Genomic DNA, 19,640 nt, shown 5'->3' with positions numbered 1-19,640 from the left:
GTTATAAACCACGACCCTACCACTAACGAGTCAAGCGCTGATAATGTTGGGCATACGTCAATTTACACAATTTTTCGCAGTCATGCTACTGGCAACCACCTTGTGGGGCCAGGATTACCGTCCCACAAAGGATTCCAAAGCCTATGTTTGGGAATATCCTCTGAACGGCTTCACGGAGACGGATTACGACTACGGCGTCGAATCCCTGATCGCTCATTGGGAAAAGACCACGGGCCAAAAGCTCGTGCCCGGTGCCAAAGGACGCGTGGGCTTAAAAGTCTTCACCCAGTCCGGCCCCGGCCTCATGACGCCGCACAACCTGACCAAGGCCGTCATCGACTCCCTGGTCAAACGCGGCTTTTCCAAGAGCGCCATCTTCATCATCGACTCCAATGAACAGCGGCTGCGCGACTGTGGCTACCTGCCCTCCCGCGAAGGTATGGGCGATGAAACCTTTTACGACGTCCCGGTTTACGCGCTGGACCGCGCTGGCATGACCGATGACCAGTGGTTCTACGACAGCAACCTGCCCTCCCGCGAGCGCATGGCTCGCGCCATCAGCTCCGGCCGTGGATTCTCCTTTGAAGAAGACCCCAACGACCGCAAAAGCTTCCTGCCCGCCAAGCTCTTCCTCGATACCGATTTCTGGATCAACCTGCCAATGGTCTCCGACAACGACGCCATCGGCGTTAGCGGCGCCATTGCCAACGCTACGTTGTGGAACGTCACGAATAACCAACGCTTCTTCTTAAGCGCCGCCAACGCCCCCGTCGCCGCAGCGGAAATTGGCGCGATTCCCGAACTTTACGAAAAGTGGGTCTTCAGCATCGTCACGCTCGAGCGCTATCAATACCTCGGCGGCACGCGCTTCAACGCCTACTACACCACCACCGAAAAGCGCCTTTGGCTCAGCACCAACCCGGTCGCCGTGGACTACCTCATGTGGCGCAAGCTCATGAAAGACCGCCGCGCAGCCAAGTTTGACGTGCAATCCGGCGAGCCTCCGCTCTTCGAATACGCCTACACCCTCGGCCTCGGGCCCTACAAGCTCAACGAACTCAAACTCCGCAAGCTGGCCCCTGCCAACTAATCACACCAACAAACTTTGCTTATTAAAACCGTCCTTGGGGCGGTTTTAACTTTTTCTACGGTTGCATTTCGCCAGCGGTAGCGTTCAATCCTCTGCTTCCATTATGAAAATCCTGGTCGCAGACAAAATCTCGCCTTTGGGCATCGAGCATTTCAAGCAGCAACCCGGCTACGAAGTCGTCGTTGCATGGGAAGTCATCGCCGACTGGTCCGCATCTCCTGAGCAAGTTAAATCCTTGATTGGCGACGTGGACGGCATCGCCGTGCGCTCCGAAACCAAGGTCACTGAAGAAATCATCGCCGCAGCCCCGAACCTGAAGGTTGTCGGTCGCGCTGGCGTGGGTGTTGACAACGTGGACATCCCCGCCGCCACCGAGCGCGGTGTGATCGTCATGAACACCCCCGGCGGCAACACCATTGCCACTGCGGAACTTACCTTTACGCACCTGCTTTGCGGCTCCCGCCCGATTGCACGCGCTGACCGTGAGATGAAGGCAGGCGGCTGGCCACGCAAGACGCTGCCCGCCGGTGCCGAGCTCAATCAGAAAGTTCTCGGCGTGTGTGGCCTCGGCCGTATCGGCGCCGAAGTCGCCAAGCGTGCACAGGCCTTCAACATGTCGGTCCTCGCCTACGACCCGTATTTGACCGAGTCCCGCGCTGAAACCCTCGGCATCAAAAAGGTCGAGCTCGAAGAAGTCTTCACTCAGAGCGACTACATCACCGTGCACATGCCGATGACGCCTGAGACGAAGCACATGATCGACGAAGCCGCCATTGCCAAGATGAAGGACGGCATCCGCCTCTTCAACTGCGCCCGCGGCGGCATCATCAAGGAATCCGCCCTCCTCGAAGGCCTCCAAAGCGGCAAGGTCGCTGCAGCCGGTCTCGACGTATTTGAAGACGAGCCGCTCGCCAAGGACCACCCGTTCCGCTCGATGGACAACGTGGTCACCACGCCTCACCTCGGCGCATCCACTGCGGAAGCCCAAGAAAGCGTCGGCATCGAGGTCGCCGAGCAAATGGTCGACGCCCTCAACGGCGGCATGGTTCGCAACGCGATCAACATGCCCTCGATCGACCCGAAGGCCCTCGAAGCTCTCAAGCCTTATCTGAACCTCGGCGAAAAGCTTGGCAGCTTCATCCAGCAGCTCTCCAAGGACACGGTTGAAAAGCTCAACATCACTTACTACGGCAAGATCACCAAGCTGGACACCACGCCGCTCTCACGCGCCGTGCAGCGTGGCTACCTCGGTCGCATTTCGCCGAACGTCAACGACGTAAATGCTCCCAGCAAGCTGGAGCAGCTCGGCGTGGAAGTAACGACCTCCAAGAGCAGCGTCGACGCCAACTACACCGAGCTCATCTTCGTCGAAACCATCGAAGTCACCGGCAAGAAGCGCACCGTCGCAGGCACCCTGTTCGGTAAGAGCCAGACCCCGCGCATCGTCGAGATCGACGGCCACGGCGTCGAAGTCAACACCTCGGGCACGCTCCTCGTGGTGAAGAACAAGGACGTTCCCGGCATGGTCGGCCTCCTCGGCAACGTGCTCGGCAACGACGGCGTGAACATAGCGAACCTCTCCCTGGCTCGCGACCACGGCGAAGGCTTCGCGATCAGTGTCGTCGAGCTCGACAGCGCCCCTTCGGAAGCCGCCCAAGCCGAGATCTCGAACCACGAGCACATCGAGAAGTTCAAGGTCATCGAGCTGTAATCGTTAGCTCAACAATCTTTCAGAAAGCCGTGGCACAGCGCCGCGGCTTTCTTTTTGACCGATTCGCGAGCCCCACATCCCATGCTTGCTTCTAGCCTTAAAGGACTTAGCGTTTTCCTTTAACCATCCAAACTGTCTTACCGAAATGAATCTCTTTACAGTCATCGGCGTTCTATTAGTCGGCTACCTGCTCGGCGCGATTTCTTTTGCGGTCATCATCGCAAAGAAGAACGGCATAGATATTCTCAAGGAAGGCAGCGGCAACCCCGGCGCAACCAACGTCAAGCGCGCCGTCGGCAAAAAGGCCGGCAACCTCTGCTTTGCCCTCGATGCACTGAAAGGCTTTGCCGCCACGATTCTGCCGCAAATCTTCATTGCGGGTGACCAGGCACTGGCCCTGTCCATCATCGGCCTGATCGGTGCAATTATTGGGCACAGTTTTTCGATCTTCATTGGCTTCAAAGGCGGCAAAGGCGTGGCCGTCACGATGGGCGGACTCCTCGCCCTCGCCCCACTCGTGCTCCTCTGCGGCATCCTCGTGTGGGTGGCGACGTTCTACACTTCGCGCTACGTGTCGCTGGCTTCGATCGCTTTCGGCGTGAGCCTCCCCCTCCTGGCCCTGATGTCCGGCAAGCCCAACTTGCTGATCGGCTTTTTCCTACTCCTGGCGGCCCTCATCGTCGTCCGCCACAAGAGCAACATTCAGCGCCTTCTTGCCGGCACCGAAAACCGCTTCACCAAAAAGTAAGCAACCTGGCAGCGTGGCAGCGTGCCGCTGCACCCAGAGATTTGCGCATTGCGCAAATGACCAATCCAACTGATTGAGGTAGGGCGCAGTCTCTAGACAAGCCGCCACGTGGAGTGGTTAATCATCGAGCAGAAAATCTCGTAGCCGCTCTGCTAACACCGCCTCGTCCTTAAGCTCGCACTCCCAAAGCACCAGCGCCTGCCAGCCCATCACCTCGTAATCGGCGAGGTGCTGTTTATCACGGGCGACGTTGCGCGCGATCTTGCTCAGCCAATACTCACGATTGTTCTTCGGAACCCGCGTCCCCCCCCCGCACACAGTCGTGTCCATGCCAGAAACAGCCATGCACGAAGATCACTTTTCGTCGGCATCGAAAGACGAGATCGGGCTTACCAGGCAAGTCCTTAACATGGAGACGATAGCGAACCTCCAGCCCATGAACGAGTCGACGGACCTTCATTTCCGGCTTCGTGTCGACCGACTTCACTTGTCGCATGATGCGGGAACGCGCCGCCGGGTCTTCAGCCATTAGACAGAAATGGACTCCTGAGGTGTTGCCCCAGTTATGCCCAGCAACGGCTCCAACAAATGAGCCGCCAGATGACGCACCACGGGTACGGCCACGCCGTCGCCGATCAGGTGGTAGCCCTCGTTGTAGCGCGCAGGCAGTTGATAGCTATCTGGCAGGCCCATCAACCGCGCGGCCTCACGCACCGAAAGCAGGCGCGTGCGCACGGACTCGCCGTCGACCAAAATCAGAGTCTGCCGACTAGAGCCTCCGCCCGGCGTCCGCAAGCAGCCCGCGACACCGTCGAAGCGCACTTCTGCGCGTTGAACGCGTTGGTCGGCTTCATCGATCCGCGTGCGGCGATAAATGGTACCGACAATCGGTTTCCCTGCGGTTTGCGCGGCGTCGAGTTTGGCGCGATGCTTAGCATCCATCATCGAAAGCAGGCGCAACGTTTCATCGGGCGAATGCCATTTCACGCCGGTAGGTTCAGCCTCAATCACATCGGCCAAATCCACGCCTCGCTCCGTCGGCGATGGCAAATTCCACCACAGCCAGTTCGCTTGCTCGGCTTCGTCCAAGCGGCCATAAGCCTGCTGCAACGCCCAAGGGTGAACGTGCTCGTCGGGCCCAGTGCGAACCAAACTACCGGGAATCGGCACCGACTCCGACACGCCCACAATGAACAAACGGGGACGCGACTGCGGCAGAAAATCCAAGGCGTCCAAGAGCAAAGTTCCAAAGCGATAGCCCCCCTGCCCCAAGGCCCGTGCGAGCGCACGGAAGTCTTCGCCGCGGTGCGAAGTCAGCAAGCCCGCCACGTTCTCCAGCACCACGCAACGCGGCGCGCGGCCTTCGCGACGCAGCCCCTGCATCAAATCCCAAAACGCCCAAAACGAGCCCGAACGTTGGCCAGCTAACCCAGCTCCTCCACCGGCAAGTGAGAGGTCCTGACAGGGAAATGACGCCCAAGCCAAGTCAGCCTGTGCGGGTAAATCGCTTGCCGCAACTTCCTGCACCGGACGGCTATCGAGCGGCTCTTCGGTACCCCAATTTTGGCGGTAGGCCGCGTTTTTCTTGGCGTCGCAATCGTTGGCGAACAGCGGCGTCCACTGCGGGCCCAAGCCCATGCGCGCCATGCCGCCTCCGGCGAAAAATTCGTAGTATTGTCCCCCCGACATCGTTTGCGCCTAAAGATTATTCATGTCGATCTCGATGACTTGGCCACCGCCAAGCTCGGTTTTGATACGGGGCGCTAGCGGGCTCTTGGGGTTGGCTTCCACGTAACCGCGAAGAATCTCCTCCCGCTGCGGGAACTGTCTTTCACGCAAAAGAATCACCACCGCACTGCGCTGCATGGCGATATCAGGGTCTTCCAAGGATGCCGCAACGATGTCAGTCCAGCCTTCAAATTGCAGGGCGCTGATCGCCTCCATCGACGCAACACGGACATCCACAGCCTCATCGAGCATTAGGTCGTAGAGCAAGTTTTCCGCCTTCTTCCGCGGCTGGCGTATCGCCATTTGCACAAGCGACGCACGCACATCGGAATACGGGTTGTCGAGCAGCGAAAGCACCAGCTCATCCGTGACCAATTGCGGGCGCGCATTATAATGCGAGACGACCATCGCGCGGATTTCCTGGCTAGGATCATTGAGCAGACGCGCCATGACCTCAGGGTTGTCATTAGCCAACTCAAGCCCCAAGTACAAACGCACCGCCTCGGCCCGCAGCACGGTGCTTTTGAGCTCGGTCAGCGACGGCGCTAGTGGAACGGCCAGCTCGTGGTAGCCACGCATAATCTGCAACAAACGCTGCCCCTGATCCTGAGATAATCGGCCCGCAGCCAACGCCTTGATCAGCCAATCCAGCTCAGCGGGCGAACCCGTCCAGCGAAAAAGCGCCAGGTGCGCCTCGGCAGCAATCTCCTGATTGTCCAATGCTGAAATTTCCTGAAGCAGCTCAATGCCCTCGTTGGAGCCACGACGCCCGAGCTCTGCTGTCAGGCGTTGGAGCGCAGCAGGGTCATCCCCCTCCACAATTCTTTGTGCGGGTTCCACCCAAAGCGCAGGCTCGGCGTAATTGATCGCCAGCGGAATCGCGTCCAAACGCACCCCCCGGTCCGGGTCTTCCATCAGCTGCACCAAGACCTCCTGTGGCAGCGTGATGCTGAGGTTGTTGAAATTGATCAGCATGTTGCGACGGACCACGGCGTCTTCATCACTAAACGCGCCGCGCAGCGCACCGCGAACCTGCGGGTTGATCTCGCGGTTGCGCATCTCCGGGCGAATCATGCGCGCGGTGCGCCAGATGCTCATCATCTGAGGAATCATCGATGATACCATGCGGCGGACTTCCACGTCCACATCGGCAATGTGCAAAAGTATCGGCTCCACGTCATCCACGGGCAGTCCATGTCGCCATTCGGCCACGGACACCAGCGCAGCGCGGCGGACACGAGCGCTTGGATCATTGAGTGCATCAATGACGGCCTGCTTGGCCTCGGGCGCATGGTATTTTCCGAGCAGCATGGCGGCACCGGCGCGCAGTTCCACGTTGTCAGATTCCAGATCCCGAATGGCGCGGGTAATGGTCTCGCGCTCCTGCTGGGAAAGGCGCGGGGCCGGCAATAACTCAGGCGGGAGGATGGAGCGGTCGAGGCGATTGCTTTGCGCTGCCAACGGCGAAGCAAACAGCAGACTGGCGATGCCAACCTGAAACGCCCGGGCCACAACGCCGCCGAAGCCGGCGCGATGTGTCTCCCGCTGTTCCTGTGTCTCCAATCGCATGTTGTCCAATTAGCGCAAACCCAAGCTGCGCCGCCAAAACCATTCAATGCCAAATACTGCCAACAAGGCCAGCAGAAACGCCAAGTTGCGCGTCCAATAGGTGCGCACTTCGCGCAAGGGAACACTGGACGAAAGCCGCAATTCGTCGATGTCATCGATGTCCCGCCAGCCAAAATATTGCCCGCCGGTGATGCGCGCCAAGTCCCGCAGGGTGGTTTCGCGGAAACGCAAATCTTCGTTTTCACGGCCAGCACGACGACCGGCAAAGTAAGCCGTGTGCTCCAGGCGTTCGCCGTCCGGGAACTCAATAGCGTAGTCCACGCGGTATTCACCGGGTTCGTCCAAGAGCGCCTCGCCGGCGAAACGACCGGGGTCGGCGGCATCGGGAATCAAATCCACCTCCGGCAAAATGTCGCCATTAGGCGCAGTGACCGTTGCGCGGACGCGGGCGTCCTCCGAAGGAAGAAAATCACTGCCGCGCACATCGATATCGAGCGCCACCGGCCCGCCGAGGCTGACCACTTCCCCCTGCAATGGGAGCTCCACGCGCGGCTTACCGCCGGTCGCCAGCCAGGCAATTAACTGCTGCCAAAATGCGGTGTGTTGCTCGTTTTCGCGGTCGCTGCTCAGCGCCCAGCGCCAGGTGCTCTCCGTGCCGAGGTAGGCCACACGCCCCGCCCCGTAAGCATGCACCGTGAGGACCGGCAGGCCCGGGCTCTCCGTTTCGGCGGCAACGCGTCCCCCGAGAGATACGTCAGCTGGTTGGAAAAACAAAGTCTCGGCTGGCAGGTAGGGCCCCGGGGGCGTCGAAAGCACGCCGGCCTTGGCGTCTTTAAAGACCGGTTGCGGCGCAAGCTCGATCGGCGTCCGCTTGAGTACGCGCGCCAATTCACCGTCACGCACCGGCAGGAGCGCCTTCAAATCTTCGGGCATTTCCTTGGGATCGCCGAGAAACAACACGCCCCCACCCCGCCGCAGCAGGTAGTCGCGCAGTCCTTCTCGCGCATCAGGCGTCATCGCATTGACCGCCGAGATATCGACGATCAAGACTGCATTCGCAAACAGTTCATCCGCACTCTCCGGGAAGCCAGTTGCGGTTTCATCCATCGCATCGACCTCGCCAAAACCTTGGCGGTAGAAGCGCTCAGGGCCGGTCTGAATGATGCACTGGCGGGCAATTTGGTCGTCCTCGCCGAGCGCTTGTTGCAGATAGCGCCAAAACGGCCCCAACCGCGCGCTCAGATAGAGCAGACTCTGATTTTTCGGCATGGTGATGTCCACCGCGACATAATCCAAATCGTTGGCTCGATTGAAGTCCCCCGTGGCCGGCGTTTTCAACATGGCGCGGTAAACTTGCAAGCCCGGTGCCTCGGGGATCACCCGAAACTGGACCTGGCTCTGTTCGCCAGCTGGGAGCTCCAGCGCCTGGGTTTCCAACAGCCGCTCCTCGGCGTAAAGCTCGATCTGCGCCTTGCGGGCTTCGCCAAAGTAATTGTTCACGGCCACGGTCAGCTCCAGCGGATCGCCAAGCGGCGCAGACTCCGGCGCCTTGGCAAACTTCACAGCCAGATCTCCGGGCGGCGTTGGCTCGCCAATGCCCACGACCGTAATCGGGATACCGGCGTCGCGCCAGGTAACCGCCACATCGGGCAGACGCTCGCCCTGCAAGTTGATGCCATCGCTGAGCAGGATCGCGCCGCCAAGCTGGGCGCTGTCCGCCGAGCGTGAGGTGAGTAATTGGTTAAGGCCATTGCCGAGGGCGGTGTCGCCGCTGCGTGGACTCCAGCTAGCGCCAGCTTCCCAAGTCGCGGCAATCGTCGATGGCTCCAACGCATATTGCTCGGCCAGCCGCGACCAGAGGTTACCGGTTTCGTCGGGCACCAGTTCCGACTGAAGCAAGCTCAAGCGGGTCTGGCCGTCGGGCAGATCATTGGTCTCCATGCTGTGCGACACGTCACCCACCACTGCCACCGCAAACTGGCTGGCATCCGGATATTCGCGCGACAGAAATGGATTCAAGAGCAGCAGCGTGACCAAAGCGACGCCGACAATGCGAAGCGCCGCAAGCCCCCAGGCGGCCTTATTCGCCACGAGCGGCCGTTTCCACAGTGCCCAGCCCGCCGCCGCCAAACCCGCCAGCACAATTGCCAGGGCGGGGAATGGGGTGTCGAAGCCGGTCATAGAAAAGGATTTAGAAACGAATTATTAACTACGAATGGCGCAGATGGGCGCAGATTTCAAACCGTGAATTGCAATATCCCTGCAATCTACAACAAAAGTAACCACATCTGCGTTTATCTGCGCAATTCGTAGTTGAAACTTCGCCTATCGCGCGCGGAGCGTGAATTGCTCGCACTTCGTGGCGACACCTTGTTCGACATCGATATCGACCAAAGTTCCGCAAATCCGCACATCATTGCTCGCCACTGGCCAAACACGCGGCAAACCATCGAGGAAACGCAACACGATGGGCTGGATTTCACGGCCGAGAATGCTCTCGTAGGGGCCCGTCATGCCGGCGTCGGTGTGGTAAGCAGTGCCGCGAGTCAGGATCGTGGCGTCGCCGGTCGGAATGTGCGTATGCGTGCCGACGACCATTTGCGCACGACCATCCAGGTACCAGCCGAATGCGACCTTTTCCGAGGTGGTTTCGGCATGAATTTCAGCCAAAATGGCGTCGCACTTGCCCTCAAGCTCGGCGATTTTCGCGTCGGCCGCGCGGAACGGGCAATCGGCATTGGTCTTCATGAAGGTGCGCCCGAGGACGGTGAAAACGCCCAGCTTCATGCCCTTGCGCTCAATGATCAGGTGTGTGCGCCCCGGGTTTTCGGCGGGTAAATTTACCGGACGGCAGACGCTGGCCAGCGTGCCGATTTCGTCCACGAAACCGCGTTGATCCCAAATGTGGTCGCCCAAAGTAATCCCATCGACACCGGAGTCCGTGATCTCGCCCGCAATCTTGCCCGTAATGCCTGAGCCGGCGGCGGAATTTTCGCCATTGGCCACGACGAAGTCGATTTCCAGCTCCTCGCGGAGAGTTTCGACCTGGGCTTTGACAAACGCCCGCCCGGGCTTTCCGACGATGTCGCCGATAAATAATATACGCATGCCTCATGGAGGCATGGGGAGGTTAAAGTTTAAAGGTTAAAGTTTGGGCGTTACCGGTTTAGACTCACTGCGCCATAGCTTGCGGAGCCTCAGCAGGCGCGTATTGATCATGCAAACGGTCGACCAGATATTCGAACACGATCTTCGTGTCATAATCGTCGTAGGTGTATTGCGGGTGGTATTGCGTACCGATCATCGTCTTGTATTTGTAGGCGTCGACAATTTGCTGATCCTTCAAAGCGCCCTCAAACTCGCCACTGGCCTCTGCTTCTCCGTCTTCGATCAGGCGTGTGTAATTCGACAGCGGATGGTAGGAAATGACTTCAATCTGCTCAGGGATCGGCTCCACCAAAGCCAGCGAGTGCTGAAAATCCTTGTTGATAAACATCCCCTCCGAATCCTTACCTCCAGCGAACTCAGCGGGCACCGGGTAGAGCATGGTTTTGTAGTCCTTGTAGTTAGAGCCTTTGTCCTGAGTATAGAGGTGCTTGCCGATGCGCCAGGTTTCGTTGGGCACAGGGCACCCTGGGGCTTTGTTGATTTTCAGCTCCACGTCGCCGTAGCCGCCATCTTTGAAATTGAATAACCTCCCGAGCTGCCCGCCGGAGTGCAGGTAGCCAATTTGTGAGCCGTGGCATGTCCCCCAGACAAGCTTGTTTTGTGCAAATGCGGCATCGATGAAAAAGAGCCCGTATATCGTCTCGATGATGTCCATTTCATTTGCTCCGTCGGACGTATTAATGCTGACAACATCTGGCTGATAGAACATCGGGTGTGCACCGTAAGTATCGCTGGACTCAATGATCAGAAACTGATGCGAGTCCATGAACTCCTCGATGGCACGGTAGGTTTGAGCTAAGTAGGAACCAGGATGCGCCAGAATATACTCGAGCATCAAGACGTGCAAATTCGTGGTTTCCGGATGTTCTTTTTTAATGGCCAACACCTCGGGAACGCTGTTTCGCAGCAGTTGGAGCAACTCGGTTTGCTCGGCAGACGTCTTGCCCGTAAACTTGGCGTGAAAGGGATTGAAGAGCGTGAACGACATCTTCATATCGGGCGTGAATTCACGCGTTGCTGAATTAAACGCGTAGAAAATCTCTGGCTGCATGCGCGTATGATTCCGGGATGGAATCACCACCGTATCGATTCGCAACGGTTGCTGATCTGTCGGTTCAGCAAAAATCCCTTGGGCGACCAAGGCCGAAAGCACAAAGAAAACAAGGTGTTTCATGTGTTCGTGATATTGCAGCCGCAGACCTAAGGCAAGCACTTCATGCTCTCCACAACTTATTTACCTGCATCTTGGCTCGCCGACAAAGCCGACTCCGAAGCGCAACTCACAATCGCCGGCGCTTCGTGAATCAGTGAGTCGTCCTCCAACGCAGCAACCATGAAAAGCCCGAAATCAATGCGGCGCGTGCGGTTGCTCTTGAGAATAGCGTCGCCCACATGTTGTGACCAGACCGGCAGCCCCTCGCTCTCGCCCTCCTCCAAGTCGCTGCCACGGACCACGGTCCAGCGCCGGTCGCTGGCGAAAATACGGCGGCAGGCCTCGACCTGGTCGTCGATGTCGACCAGACGCAGCAAACGCGCGACTTTGCCAATGACTGCGAGCATCGTCGTAAAGAGCCTGGAATATTGGTCCCGCCCGTCCTTCGTAATGTGCCAGCCACAGGAGAAGACGAGGCGCGCATCCGGCTCGGCAAAATCCAACACCGCCTGCGCCGTGCCCGAAGAATAATAGTCCACGCCCCACGGCACGAGCACGGTCAGCACGCCATCGCAACCTGAAACCGCCTTTTCGATGACAGCGCGGTCATTCGTTCGCCCGGGAATAATCGTCATGCGGTCATTATACGCATCCAGCTTGCCCACGCTCTGAGGCCGACACACGCCGACGACCTCGTAGCCGCGCTCCAAACAATGCCGGACCATGTATTGGCCGAGCTTCCCCGACGCCCCGATGATGCAGACTTTATTCATGCTTAATAGTAATCTCCGCAATACGAACAAGAGCCTAGAGGCCCAAAAATGTTGCGACCGCAGTTTGGGCATTTTTCCAGTTTCTGGTTGTGCATCACAATCTTCGATCTAAGCCACTCATCCCTTCCCATGGCAGACCAAAACCAAGGAAAATCTTCCTTAGGTGGAATTTCCAAAACGTTCCAAATTCGATCCCCGTATTTGAAAATCAATTCATGTTTGATGCTTGGCAATGAGCGGCCAGTAAAACTCAGAGAAAAAACCTGCAGCCATTGTGGCATATCAGCAGAAACTACTATCTCAACATTACCCTTTCGCCAGTAGTTGCTTATCAAGAATTTCATTGTCCCAGTTCCCCAATGATACTCCAGGTCCTTCACGTCGATATGTATCCTTGAAAAGTCACGGTCAGCCAGTTGCGATAAGAATTCTAACACGCCAGATGAAGACTCCGACCAAATACCAGATATTAACATGTCAATTTCAGACCCATTGGAACAAAAACTTAGCTGTAAATCGCTATAGGTATCCTTGAACTGAGATGTAGTCGTCATTACTCATAGTGCGTCCAGAGCCGTAGCACCTTGATGATTTGGTCCTCTTCCAGCACCTGATAGACAAGGCGATGCTGGATGTTTATCCGCCGTGAGTACGCGCCTTTCAAATCGCCCACCAAGGCCTCGAAAGGCGGAGGATTGATGAATGGCTCTTGCTCAATCAATGCGAGCAGCTCCTTAGCCTTATCCGCCAGTGGCGTCCCTTTCAGCTTGCGGGCATCCCTGCGCGCCTGACGTGTATAGACCAGTGTGTAGCTCACAGATCAATCTCGCGACTACATTCATCGACCGGCTCACGCATGCCCTCCACAATTGACTCGCGCATGCCCGGAACGCTCAGCAAATGCAGCGTCTCCTGGATTGCACGCCAATCATCTTCCGACACCAGTACGGCATTAGTGCGCTTGCCCGTGATCTGGACGGGCTCGTGCGTCTCGTTTGCCGAGTCGATCAGGCGATACAGGTCCGAACGCGCCGAAGTTGCCGTTATCGATTTCATGGGTTAAAACGTGCGTAATTCCGTGCGCATGTCAACCATCGGTGTGTTACAGCTTATGCACAATAATATCCTTGCCCGGGGACGCAGCGCTCTCTAGCTTCCCGCGCCCTTAAGCCCGATATCCCGCTTTGAGATTGCCTTTGGCGCTTCAATGCCAAGGATGGAGGGTTTTCCGCATACAAAAATAACCCATAAAACATCGAAGATCATGAAAACCGAATCAGTCGTTAACTTCCCGCCACAGGATGAGAAAGGTCCCGCTATGAAAGGCGCTGACGTTCTCGTCACTTGCCTTGAGCGTGAGGGTGTCGACGTCGTATTCGCTTATCCGGGCGGCGCTTCGATGGAACTTCACCAGGCGCTAACGCGCTCTAATAACATTCGCACCATTTTGCCGCGCCACGAACAAGGCGGCGGCTTCATGGCGCACGGGTATGCCCGCTCCACCGGCAAGGCCGGCGTCTGCATGGCCACCTCCGGCCCCGGCGCAACGAACCTCATCACCTGCATCGCCGACGCATTCATGGACTCGATCCCGCTGGTTGCGATCACTGGTCAGGTGTTCCAGGACCTGATCGGCAAGAGCGCCTTCCAGGAAACCGACTTTTTCGGCATGACCTTGCCGATCGTTAAGCACAGCTTCCTCGTCCTCGAAGCCGAAGAGCTGCCGATGATCGTCAAGAAGGCCTTCGAAATCGCCACCACCGGCCGCCCTGGCCCGGTTGTCATCGATATCCCGAAGGACGTTCAGCAGAAGATCTGGGAACCGGTTTACCCGGCCAAAGTTGAAATCCCCGGCATGCGCGCCTTACCTAAGGCTTCTGACGAAGAGCTGCTCGCAGTTCTGAAGAAGATGGAAGACAGCAAGCAGCCCGCGCTTTACATCGGCGGCGGCATCATTTCCTCCGAGTCGACTCCGGAGCTCCGCGAATTTGCCGAGCTGACCGGCGCACCGGTTGCGTCCACCCTGATGGGCCTTGGCGCATTCCCGGCAGACCATCCGCAGAGCCTTTACTGGTTCGGCATGCATGGCACCGTGGCTGGCAACTGGGCCGTTTGCGACAGCGACCTGCTCGTGACCCTCGGTGCCCGCTTTGACGACCGCATCACCGGCACCGTTTCTAAGTTTGCGCCCGATGCGCACATTGTCCACTTCGACATCGACCAGAGCGAGTTCAACAAGAACAAGTTCGCGCATCAGACCGTTTACACGGACGTCAAGTATGCCCTGACGCGCATGATCGAGCTCATCAAGGCAGGCCACTTCAAGAAGCCCGACCTCAGCGCCTGGTTCACCACGATCAACCAGTGGAAGCAGGAGCATCCGTATCCCTTCCACTACAAGCCCAGCGAGCACATCCTGCAGCAGGACGCGATCAAGACGCTGTTCGAAGTCACCAAGGGTGAGGCCATCATCGCAACGGGCGTGGGCCAGCACCAGATGTGGGCGCCGCAGTATTACCACATCAGCGAGCCGCGCACGTTCATCAGCTCCCTCGGCCTCGGCACGATGGGCTTTGGCTACCCGGCCGCCCTCGGTGCCGCCGTTGCCCACCCGGACAAGCTCGTTGTCGACATCGACGGTGACGGCTCCTTCCTGATGAACATTCAGGAGCTCGCCACGGCCAAGATCGAAAAGATCAACGCCAAGATCCTCATCCTGAACAACCAACACCTCGGCATGGTGGTTCAGTGGGAAGACCGCTTCTACGACGGCGTTCGCGGCCACACCATCCTCGGCGACCCGAACAACATCGGTGGCCCGGACAACATGGATGCGATTTACCCGGACTACGTGACCGTCGCTCAGGGCTTCGGCATCCCGGCCAAGCGCGTTTACAAGAAGGAAGACCTCAAGGCCGCCATCGAAGAGATGTGCAACACCGAAGGGCCCTTCCTGCTCGACGTGATCGTGCCCTACACCGAGCACGTGCTGCCGTTCATCCCGCAGAAGAAGTCCGCCAAGGAAATCCTCACCGACTAGGCAGCGTCCCGCTGCACCGGAGAGTCGGCCGATGGCCGATGGCTGCGAGGCAATTTTTTTACGAAACGCGTCCCAGATTGGGGCGCGTTTTTTGGTAGTCACGGTGCGAAGCGTGACAATGGGCGCATGCGTCCCTGAAACCACAGCTGTGCTGAGGCCCAGCAAGCCGTGTGTTGCATCAAAGCCTTCCCGTGTGTCAGTCCTTACGCCCGCGGACGTAGCGCTCTTACGTTCATGGACGTAGACTATTTACGTCCCGGGACGTAGCCCCTTTACGTCCATGAACGTAGGCGCCAGCAACCGCTAAGTCCTTGCCCCAAGAACCGACTAGATTCGGAACAACACACGACTGGCTTTTCGCCTAGAGCAGCCAAGCTGAACAACCAGTCCTGTAAGAGGGCGTCTAAAAAGTCTGATCGAGTCGGCGAGATGTATTCGGGAGGCAAAATTTCGGCTTCTGAATCGAGGCGAAACCAGTTTCGTCGAGATGAAGAAATGATATTTTGACCCCGAAGACGCACTCCGGCGAAGACCACTTGAGTTTTTAGACGCCCTCTTAGAGCTTAGACTACTTGAAGAGGTTGTATTTCAAGATGGCGTAGATCGCGCGGAAGCCATCCTTGTAGCCGATCTTTTTGCCCTCTTCGTAGGTGCGACCGTAGTAAGAAATACCGACTTCGAAAATACGCACCTTCATCCGGGCAACCTTGGCCGTGATCTCAGGCTCAAAGCCAAAGCGGTTTTCCTCAATCTCGATCTGATCAATAATCTCCTTCTTGAAGACCTTGTAGCAGGTCTCCATGTCAGTGAGGTTGATATTGGTGAAAGCGTTGGAAAGAAAAGTCAGGAACTTGTTGCCCAACATGTGCCAGTAATAGACCACTCGGTGAGATTCACCCCCAGCAAAACGCGAACCATAGACGACATCCGCCTTACCATCCAGAATCGGCTTGAGCAGCTTGGAATATTCCTGCGGATCGTATTCCAAGTCGGCATCCTGAATGATCACAACATCTCCCGTAGCGGACTGAAAACCGGTGCGCAACGCAGCGCCTTTGCCCTGATTCACCTCGTGATAAACGACCTTGCCAACAATGGGCTCGATCTTCGACTTGAGCAAATCGCGGGTGCCATCGGTCGAGAAATCATCAACGACGATGATTTCCTTGTTTTCCACCGGAGACGCCTGCACGGCCTCAATCACAGTTTCAATCGTGCTCGACTCGTTGTAGCATGGAATGACAATCGATAGCTTCATATTCTGATGGGGGGTCTAGTTATCCGGTTCCAGCATGGCGAGTAAAAATCACATGCGGCCCCAACCAGCCAGTATAACCGATGTCCCCGCCAAGCAAGCGGACTCCGTGCGCAAGACACGCTCGCCCAAAGCAGCCAAGGTAAATCCAGCCTCACGCAGTAAATCACGCTCTTTGGCTGACCACCCACGCTCGGAACCGATAGCCAGTGTAGTCAGCTGCTCGGGTAGTTTTAACGAAGACAACTGCCCCGCGCCCTCATAGACATCCAATGCGACCTTCCCCGGCGTCTCCACGGCTTCCAGTGCATCGGCCAACTTCTCAAAATGCCGCACCTCGGGCAACTGGGTGGCAAACCCCTGCTCCGCGCCTTGCCAGAGGCGCTCGCGCCACTCGTCTGTCGACCACAGTTTGCTCTTGGCATAAGATGGCTCGCCTTTCTCGGCCTGAAAGAAATCAATGCCCGACACACCTAGACAGGCCGCGTCAAACAACACCCGGCGCGCAGTCTGCGGACGAGGCACCCCCACCAACAAGCGTATCGGATGCAAGACCGGCGGAGCAGCTTCCCAAGCAATATCCAATCGCATGCCCGCAGCGTCATCTGCCACAATAGTCCCCAACCCGCGCACACCATCAACGATGCCTACATATACCGAATCCCCAACTCCCAACCGGATCACTTCTCGGATGTGCTTAGCGCGCGAGTCCAAAGGCGAGATTATGCCAGCTTCCTCAGCTGTATTGAATAGTATGAGGTTCACAACGACAGCGTTTGCACGGATGGCACAACGAGCAATCCTTTATAACATAGCGATCTAGATTGCGATTTGGAAAAGGTTTGCCATCCCCACGAGCTTGCCGCTTGTTACTCGTTTTTCGCATGTTCGGAGCACCATTCAAACAGTCGCTATTTTTCACGGCGAGCGCCCTACTTCTAATGCTCGTCTCCCCACTGGCTCAGGCCGCAAGCCCGCTTGCTCTCCCCGAAGATATTTTCCCGGAGCTGGCGTCCATTCTGCAACAGATGGAAGACGAATCCCCGGAAATGCTGATCCACCGGGCCAAGGTTCAGGCCGCCGAAGCAGGCGAACACTCCCGCCTCGCACCAAAATGGCCACAAATCCGCCTGAATATCCAAATGACGAATCGGAGTGAATTCCGAGAGAGTAACCCCACCTTCCAAAATACCACACAACCCTTCGGCATCGCCCGCCTTGAGCAGGAGCTCTACCATTGGGGAGCCCTCGACGCTCACCGCGACATTGGCAAGTTTCAGAAAGCCATCGCCGATAACAATTATCAGGAAACTTACCGCCTGCTGACTCTGCGCGTGCGCAATCTCTACCTGCGCCTGCTCTTCAGCCGCGAAGAGGTTGCGTTTTACGAGGCGGAATACAAACGCTTCAGCCAGGAAGTCGACCGCAGTCTCCAGCAAGCCGACTCCGGTCGCATCACCGAAGACGACTTGGAAAGCGACCGCCTCAGCTTGGAAGAAGCCAACATCCAACTGGACCGCGCCCGTGATGAGGTGCAAATGCTCGAAGAAGACCTACGGCTCGCCAGTGGATGGCAAGGCCCGATCAGGGGCTCTGAAAACGGCTTGGTTGCTCGCTTCAGGGAACTTGAGCAACAGCAATCCGCCGAAGCTGCTACGGTAATTACCAGTGCGCCCCCGCCCTCGGTCGAATATCTCAATAAACAACAAGAGCTCAACATTGCCGAGGCCAATTACACCCAGATTCAATCACAGAACTTACCAATTCTGGACTTCGTGACCGAAGCCTACCAAGACCAGATCGCCTCACAAGGGCAGGACAACATTGACCGCACGGTGGTCGCCGCTTACCTCCGAATCAACTGGCACATCTTTGACGGTTTCCAAACTCAGTGGCAGAAGATTGAGTCCAAGGCACAGCAGCGCGCACTAGAGTTGGAAGCTGAGCACATTGCGGAAAAAGACAAGCTAGAGATCGAGCGCCTCAAGCGCGACCGCAAGTTGATCGAGCGTGATATCCGTTTATGGGAGCGCCGCGTCAACTTAACGGAGAATCAGCTAAAGCGCGTTGAATCAGACCGTGAAACCAACACCGCCACCGAAAGCGACCTCCTCACTGCCCAGAATTCACTGCTGGCAGATCGCCTGATGCTGATCAATCACCGCCTCAGCCTCTTCACCAACTCCACCGAGCTACTCTCGGTTTATAGGCAAGATCCGTTCGGCGCGCCGAAACAACCGCTCACTAAGCCGGTCCAAGATGTATTCGACGAGGACTTTTACTGGTAATGAAATCCCTTTGGAAAATCATACTGACGCTCATCGTGATCGGTGCCCTCGTGGCGATCCCCATGATCAGCTCACGCACGCAGGTTAAAGCGCAGGCAGCTACCCGCGGCACGGCGCTCGACGCCGTCTCGGGCAATGTCAGCGTCGAGGCAGCACTCGACATCGAGTTAAAGAACCGCGAGCCCGGCCTCATCATCGAGTCCGCTTACGACCCCTCGCTCGGCGGCGTGCCCGTCTCCGCGGGCCAGATCGTATTCAAGCAGGACACGCGCGACATCGACTTCGAAATCGACAACCTCAAGCTCGAGCTGGAATCCGTAAAGAAGCGTATCGCCAACGGCTCATCCCTTGAGCCCGATCTGGACACCGCCAAGCAAGACCTTGAGCAAAATCAACGCCTCGCCGATGCTGGCAACTACCCGCAGTCTGAATTAGAAAAAGACAAGCGCGCCGTCATTAAGCTGGAGCGTCAAGTCCGTGAGCAAACCCTCGACTGGGAGCAGTCGGAGAAATCTCTTTCCCAGCAAATTCGCCAACTCGAAGAACGCCGCAACGACATGGAGATCCGCTCCCCCATTGATGGGCTGCTCATCGATGCGCAGGTTTACGCGGGCGACTACGTGGAAGGCCCCACCGTGCTGGGCCGCGTATTGAGCACGCAACGCCTGGTGCGCATTAGCATCAGCGAAGAGGACTACCCCGGCATCCGCCCCGGCCAATCTGTATCGCTCAAGCTCCTCGGCGTCGGCAGCAAGTTGTTCACCGGAAAAGTTTCCCAACTCCTTCCGACCTCGAATTCTGAAACCAAACGACGCGATATATTCGTAGACCTAACCAATGCCGAGGAAGGCGATCTGGTCGATGGCATGACCGGTGAATCCTCCGTCACCAAGGCCAGCCGCGACAACGCCCTGATCATTCCCCGCCGCGCTTTGTTGGGCAACATCGTCTACGTCATCAATGGCGACACCGTGGAGGAGCGCATCGTCGAAACCGGCTTTGTCGGATTGCTCCAAGCCGAGATCACTGGCGGGCTCAAGGACGGCGAGCAAGTCGTGGTCGAAGACCCACGCCAGCTCAGCCACGGCGATAAAGTCGAAGTGATCGAATAAACTGC

At 57.4% G+C, this 19,640-nt stretch carries 17 protein-coding genes and 1 pseudogene; 6 read left to right on the top strand and 12 right to left on the bottom strand.

What is annotated here, in order from left to right:
• The first annotated feature begins 82 nt into the window (after nucleotides 1-82).
• The 3 genes from RBB62_RS17700 to plsY all read left to right on the top strand — a co-directional run bounded on the left by RBB62_RS17700 (nucleotide 83) and on the right by plsY (nucleotide 3,549).
• Nucleotides 83-1,090, top strand: a complete 1,008-nt coding sequence (locus RBB62_RS17700; RefSeq protein WP_309400516.1) for a hypothetical protein — start codon at nucleotides 83-85, stop codon at nucleotides 1,088-1,090.
• A gap of 103 nt (nucleotides 1,091-1,193) precedes the next feature.
• A complete protein-coding gene (gene serA / locus RBB62_RS17695; RefSeq protein ID WP_309400511.1) occupies nucleotides 1,194-2,801 on the top strand; it encodes a phosphoglycerate dehydrogenase in 1,608 nt (535 codons plus the stop codon).
• Nucleotides 2,802-2,946: 145 nt separating this feature from the next.
• Nucleotides 2,947-3,549 carry a glycerol-3-phosphate 1-O-acyltransferase PlsY gene (plsY, locus tag RBB62_RS17690; protein ID WP_309400509.1) on the top strand — a complete coding sequence of 201 codons (603 nt, stop codon included), beginning with the start codon at nucleotides 2,947-2,949 and terminating at the stop codon, nucleotides 3,547-3,549.
• A 117-nt stretch (nucleotides 3,550-3,666) separates the two neighbouring features.
• Here plsY and RBB62_RS20225 read toward each other — a convergent pair.
• The 10 genes and pseudogenes from RBB62_RS20225 to RBB62_RS17640 all read right to left on the bottom strand — a co-directional run bounded on the left by RBB62_RS20225 (nucleotide 3,667) and on the right by RBB62_RS17640 (nucleotide 12,996).
• A pseudogene (locus RBB62_RS20225) lies at nucleotides 3,667-4,078 on the bottom strand (very short patch repair endonuclease).
• Complete coding sequence (locus tag RBB62_RS17680; protein ID WP_309400506.1) at nucleotides 4,078-5,238, bottom strand: DNA cytosine methyltransferase; 1,161 nt, start codon at nucleotides 5,236-5,238, stop codon at nucleotides 4,078-4,080. Before RBB62_RS17680 ends, RBB62_RS20225 begins: the two are co-directional and overlap by 1 nt.
• Nucleotides 5,239-5,247: 9 nt before the next feature.
• Nucleotides 5,248-6,846, bottom strand: coding sequence for a HEAT repeat domain-containing protein (locus tag RBB62_RS17675; RefSeq protein WP_309400505.1), 1,599 nt, complete (start codon nucleotides 6,844-6,846; stop codon nucleotides 5,248-5,250).
• Nucleotides 6,847-6,855: 9 nt separating this feature from the next.
• Nucleotides 6,856-9,027: a hypothetical protein gene (locus RBB62_RS17670; protein ID WP_309400504.1), complete on the bottom strand. Its 2,172-nt coding sequence runs from the start codon at nucleotides 9,025-9,027 to the stop codon at nucleotides 6,856-6,858.
• 144 nt (nucleotides 9,028-9,171) lie between these two features.
• A complete protein-coding gene (locus RBB62_RS17665; protein ID WP_309400503.1) occupies nucleotides 9,172-9,954 on the bottom strand; it encodes a TIGR00282 family metallophosphoesterase in 783 nt (260 codons plus the stop codon).
• Between the two features lie 64 nt (nucleotides 9,955-10,018).
• Nucleotides 10,019-11,188, bottom strand: a complete 1,170-nt coding sequence (locus RBB62_RS17660; RefSeq protein WP_309400501.1) for a hypothetical protein — start codon at nucleotides 11,186-11,188, stop codon at nucleotides 10,019-10,021.
• Nucleotides 11,189-11,244: 56 nt separating this feature from the next.
• Nucleotides 11,245-11,940 carry an NAD(P)-dependent oxidoreductase gene (locus tag RBB62_RS17655; protein WP_309400500.1) on the bottom strand — a complete coding sequence of 232 codons (696 nt, stop codon included), beginning with the start codon at nucleotides 11,938-11,940 and terminating at the stop codon, nucleotides 11,245-11,247.
• 2 nt (nucleotides 11,941-11,942) lie between these two features.
• Nucleotides 11,943-12,494 carry a hypothetical protein gene (locus RBB62_RS17650; protein WP_309400499.1) on the bottom strand — a complete coding sequence of 184 codons (552 nt, stop codon included), beginning with the start codon at nucleotides 12,492-12,494 and terminating at the stop codon, nucleotides 11,943-11,945.
• Nucleotides 12,494-12,757, bottom strand: a complete 264-nt coding sequence (locus tag RBB62_RS17645) for a Txe/YoeB family addiction module toxin (protein WP_309400498.1) — start codon at nucleotides 12,755-12,757, stop codon at nucleotides 12,494-12,496. Before RBB62_RS17645 ends, RBB62_RS17650 begins: the two co-directional genes overlap by 1 nt.
• Nucleotides 12,754-12,996: a type II toxin-antitoxin system Phd/YefM family antitoxin gene (locus RBB62_RS17640; protein ID WP_309400496.1), complete on the bottom strand. Its 243-nt coding sequence runs from the start codon at nucleotides 12,994-12,996 to the stop codon at nucleotides 12,754-12,756. Before RBB62_RS17640 ends, RBB62_RS17645 begins: the two co-directional genes overlap by 4 nt.
• A gap of 208 nt (nucleotides 12,997-13,204) precedes the next feature.
• On the opposite strand from RBB62_RS17640, the gene ilvB reads away from it, so the two are divergent.
• Complete coding sequence (gene ilvB, locus RBB62_RS17635) at nucleotides 13,205-14,980, top strand: biosynthetic-type acetolactate synthase large subunit (protein ID WP_309400495.1); 1,776 nt, start codon at nucleotides 13,205-13,207, stop codon at nucleotides 14,978-14,980.
• A gap of 568 nt (nucleotides 14,981-15,548) precedes the next feature.
• Here ilvB and RBB62_RS17630 read toward each other — a convergent pair.
• The gene (locus RBB62_RS17630; RefSeq protein WP_309400493.1) at nucleotides 15,549-16,238 is read right to left on the bottom strand and encodes a glycosyltransferase family 2 protein; all 690 of its coding nucleotides are present in this window, start codon (nucleotides 16,236-16,238) and stop codon (nucleotides 15,549-15,551) included.
• A 48-nt stretch (nucleotides 16,239-16,286) separates the two neighbouring features.
• Entirely contained in the window at nucleotides 16,287-17,000 is a 714-nt protein-coding gene (locus RBB62_RS17625) for a 16S rRNA (uracil(1498)-N(3))-methyltransferase (protein WP_309400492.1), read from the bottom strand.
• A 176-nt stretch (nucleotides 17,001-17,176) separates the two neighbouring features.
• Here RBB62_RS17625 and RBB62_RS17620 point away from each other — a divergent pair, with 176 nt between their 5' ends.
• Nucleotides 17,177-18,523 carry a TolC family protein gene (locus tag RBB62_RS17620; protein ID WP_309400491.1) on the top strand — a complete coding sequence of 449 codons (1,347 nt, stop codon included), beginning with the start codon at nucleotides 17,177-17,179 and terminating at the stop codon, nucleotides 18,521-18,523.
• Nucleotides 18,523-19,635, top strand: a complete 1,113-nt coding sequence (locus tag RBB62_RS17615) for an efflux RND transporter periplasmic adaptor subunit (RefSeq protein WP_309400490.1) — start codon at nucleotides 18,523-18,525, stop codon at nucleotides 19,633-19,635. The genes RBB62_RS17620 and RBB62_RS17615 overlap by 1 nt, the downstream gene beginning before the upstream one ends.
• The last annotated feature ends 5 nt before the right edge of the window (nucleotides 19,636-19,640 follow it).

It is taken from the genome of Cerasicoccus maritimus, assembly GCA_031296935.1.
GTDB lineage: Bacteria > Verrucomicrobiota > Verrucomicrobiia > Opitutales > Cerasicoccaceae > Cerasicoccus > Cerasicoccus maritimus.
This window is presented reverse-complemented; position numbering and strand designations above follow the sequence as displayed.

Excerpts from the sequence above, each read along its gene's own strand:
- RBB62_RS17680 (WP_309400506.1), bottom strand. The coding sequence starts at position 5,238 with ATGTCGGGGGGACAATACTACGAATTTTTCGCCGGAGGCGGCATGGCG.
- ilvB (WP_309400495.1), top strand. The coding sequence starts at position 13,205 with ATGAAAACCGAATCAGTCGTTAACTTCCCGCCACAGGATGAGAAAGGT.
- serA (WP_309400511.1), top strand. The coding sequence starts at position 1,194 with ATGAAAATCCTGGTCGCAGACAAAATCTCGCCTTTGGGCATCGAGCAT.
- RBB62_RS17700 (WP_309400516.1), top strand. The coding sequence starts at position 83 with ATGCTACTGGCAACCACCTTGTGGGGCCAGGATTACCGTCCCACAAAG.
- RBB62_RS17640 (WP_309400496.1), bottom strand. The coding sequence starts at position 12,996 with ATGAAATCGATAACGGCAACTTCGGCGCGTTCGGACCTGTATCGCCTG.
- RBB62_RS17620 (WP_309400491.1), top strand. The coding sequence starts at position 17,177 with ATGCTCGTCTCCCCACTGGCTCAGGCCGCAAGCCCGCTTGCTCTCCCC.
- RBB62_RS17655 (WP_309400500.1), bottom strand. The coding sequence starts at position 11,940 with ATGAATAAAGTCTGCATCATCGGGGCGTCGGGGAAGCTCGGCCAATAC.
- plsY (WP_309400509.1), top strand. The coding sequence starts at position 2,947 with ATGAATCTCTTTACAGTCATCGGCGTTCTATTAGTCGGCTACCTGCTC.
- RBB62_RS17670 (WP_309400504.1), bottom strand. The coding sequence starts at position 9,027 with ATGACCGGCTTCGACACCCCATTCCCCGCCCTGGCAATTGTGCTGGCG.
- RBB62_RS17660 (WP_309400501.1), bottom strand. The coding sequence starts at position 11,188 with ATGAAACACCTTGTTTTCTTTGTGCTTTCGGCCTTGGTCGCCCAAGGG.
- RBB62_RS17615 (WP_309400490.1), top strand. The coding sequence starts at position 18,523 with ATGAAATCCCTTTGGAAAATCATACTGACGCTCATCGTGATCGGTGCC.
- RBB62_RS17650 (WP_309400499.1), bottom strand. The coding sequence starts at position 12,494 with ATGACGACTACATCTCAGTTCAAGGATACCTATAGCGATTTACAGCTA.
- RBB62_RS17630 (WP_309400493.1), bottom strand. The coding sequence starts at position 16,238 with ATGAAGCTATCGATTGTCATTCCATGCTACAACGAGTCGAGCACGATT.
- RBB62_RS17675 (WP_309400505.1), bottom strand. The coding sequence starts at position 6,846 with ATGCGATTGGAGACACAGGAACAGCGGGAGACACATCGCGCCGGCTTC.
- RBB62_RS17665 (WP_309400503.1), bottom strand. The coding sequence starts at position 9,954 with ATGCGTATATTATTTATCGGCGACATCGTCGGAAAGCCCGGGCGGGCG.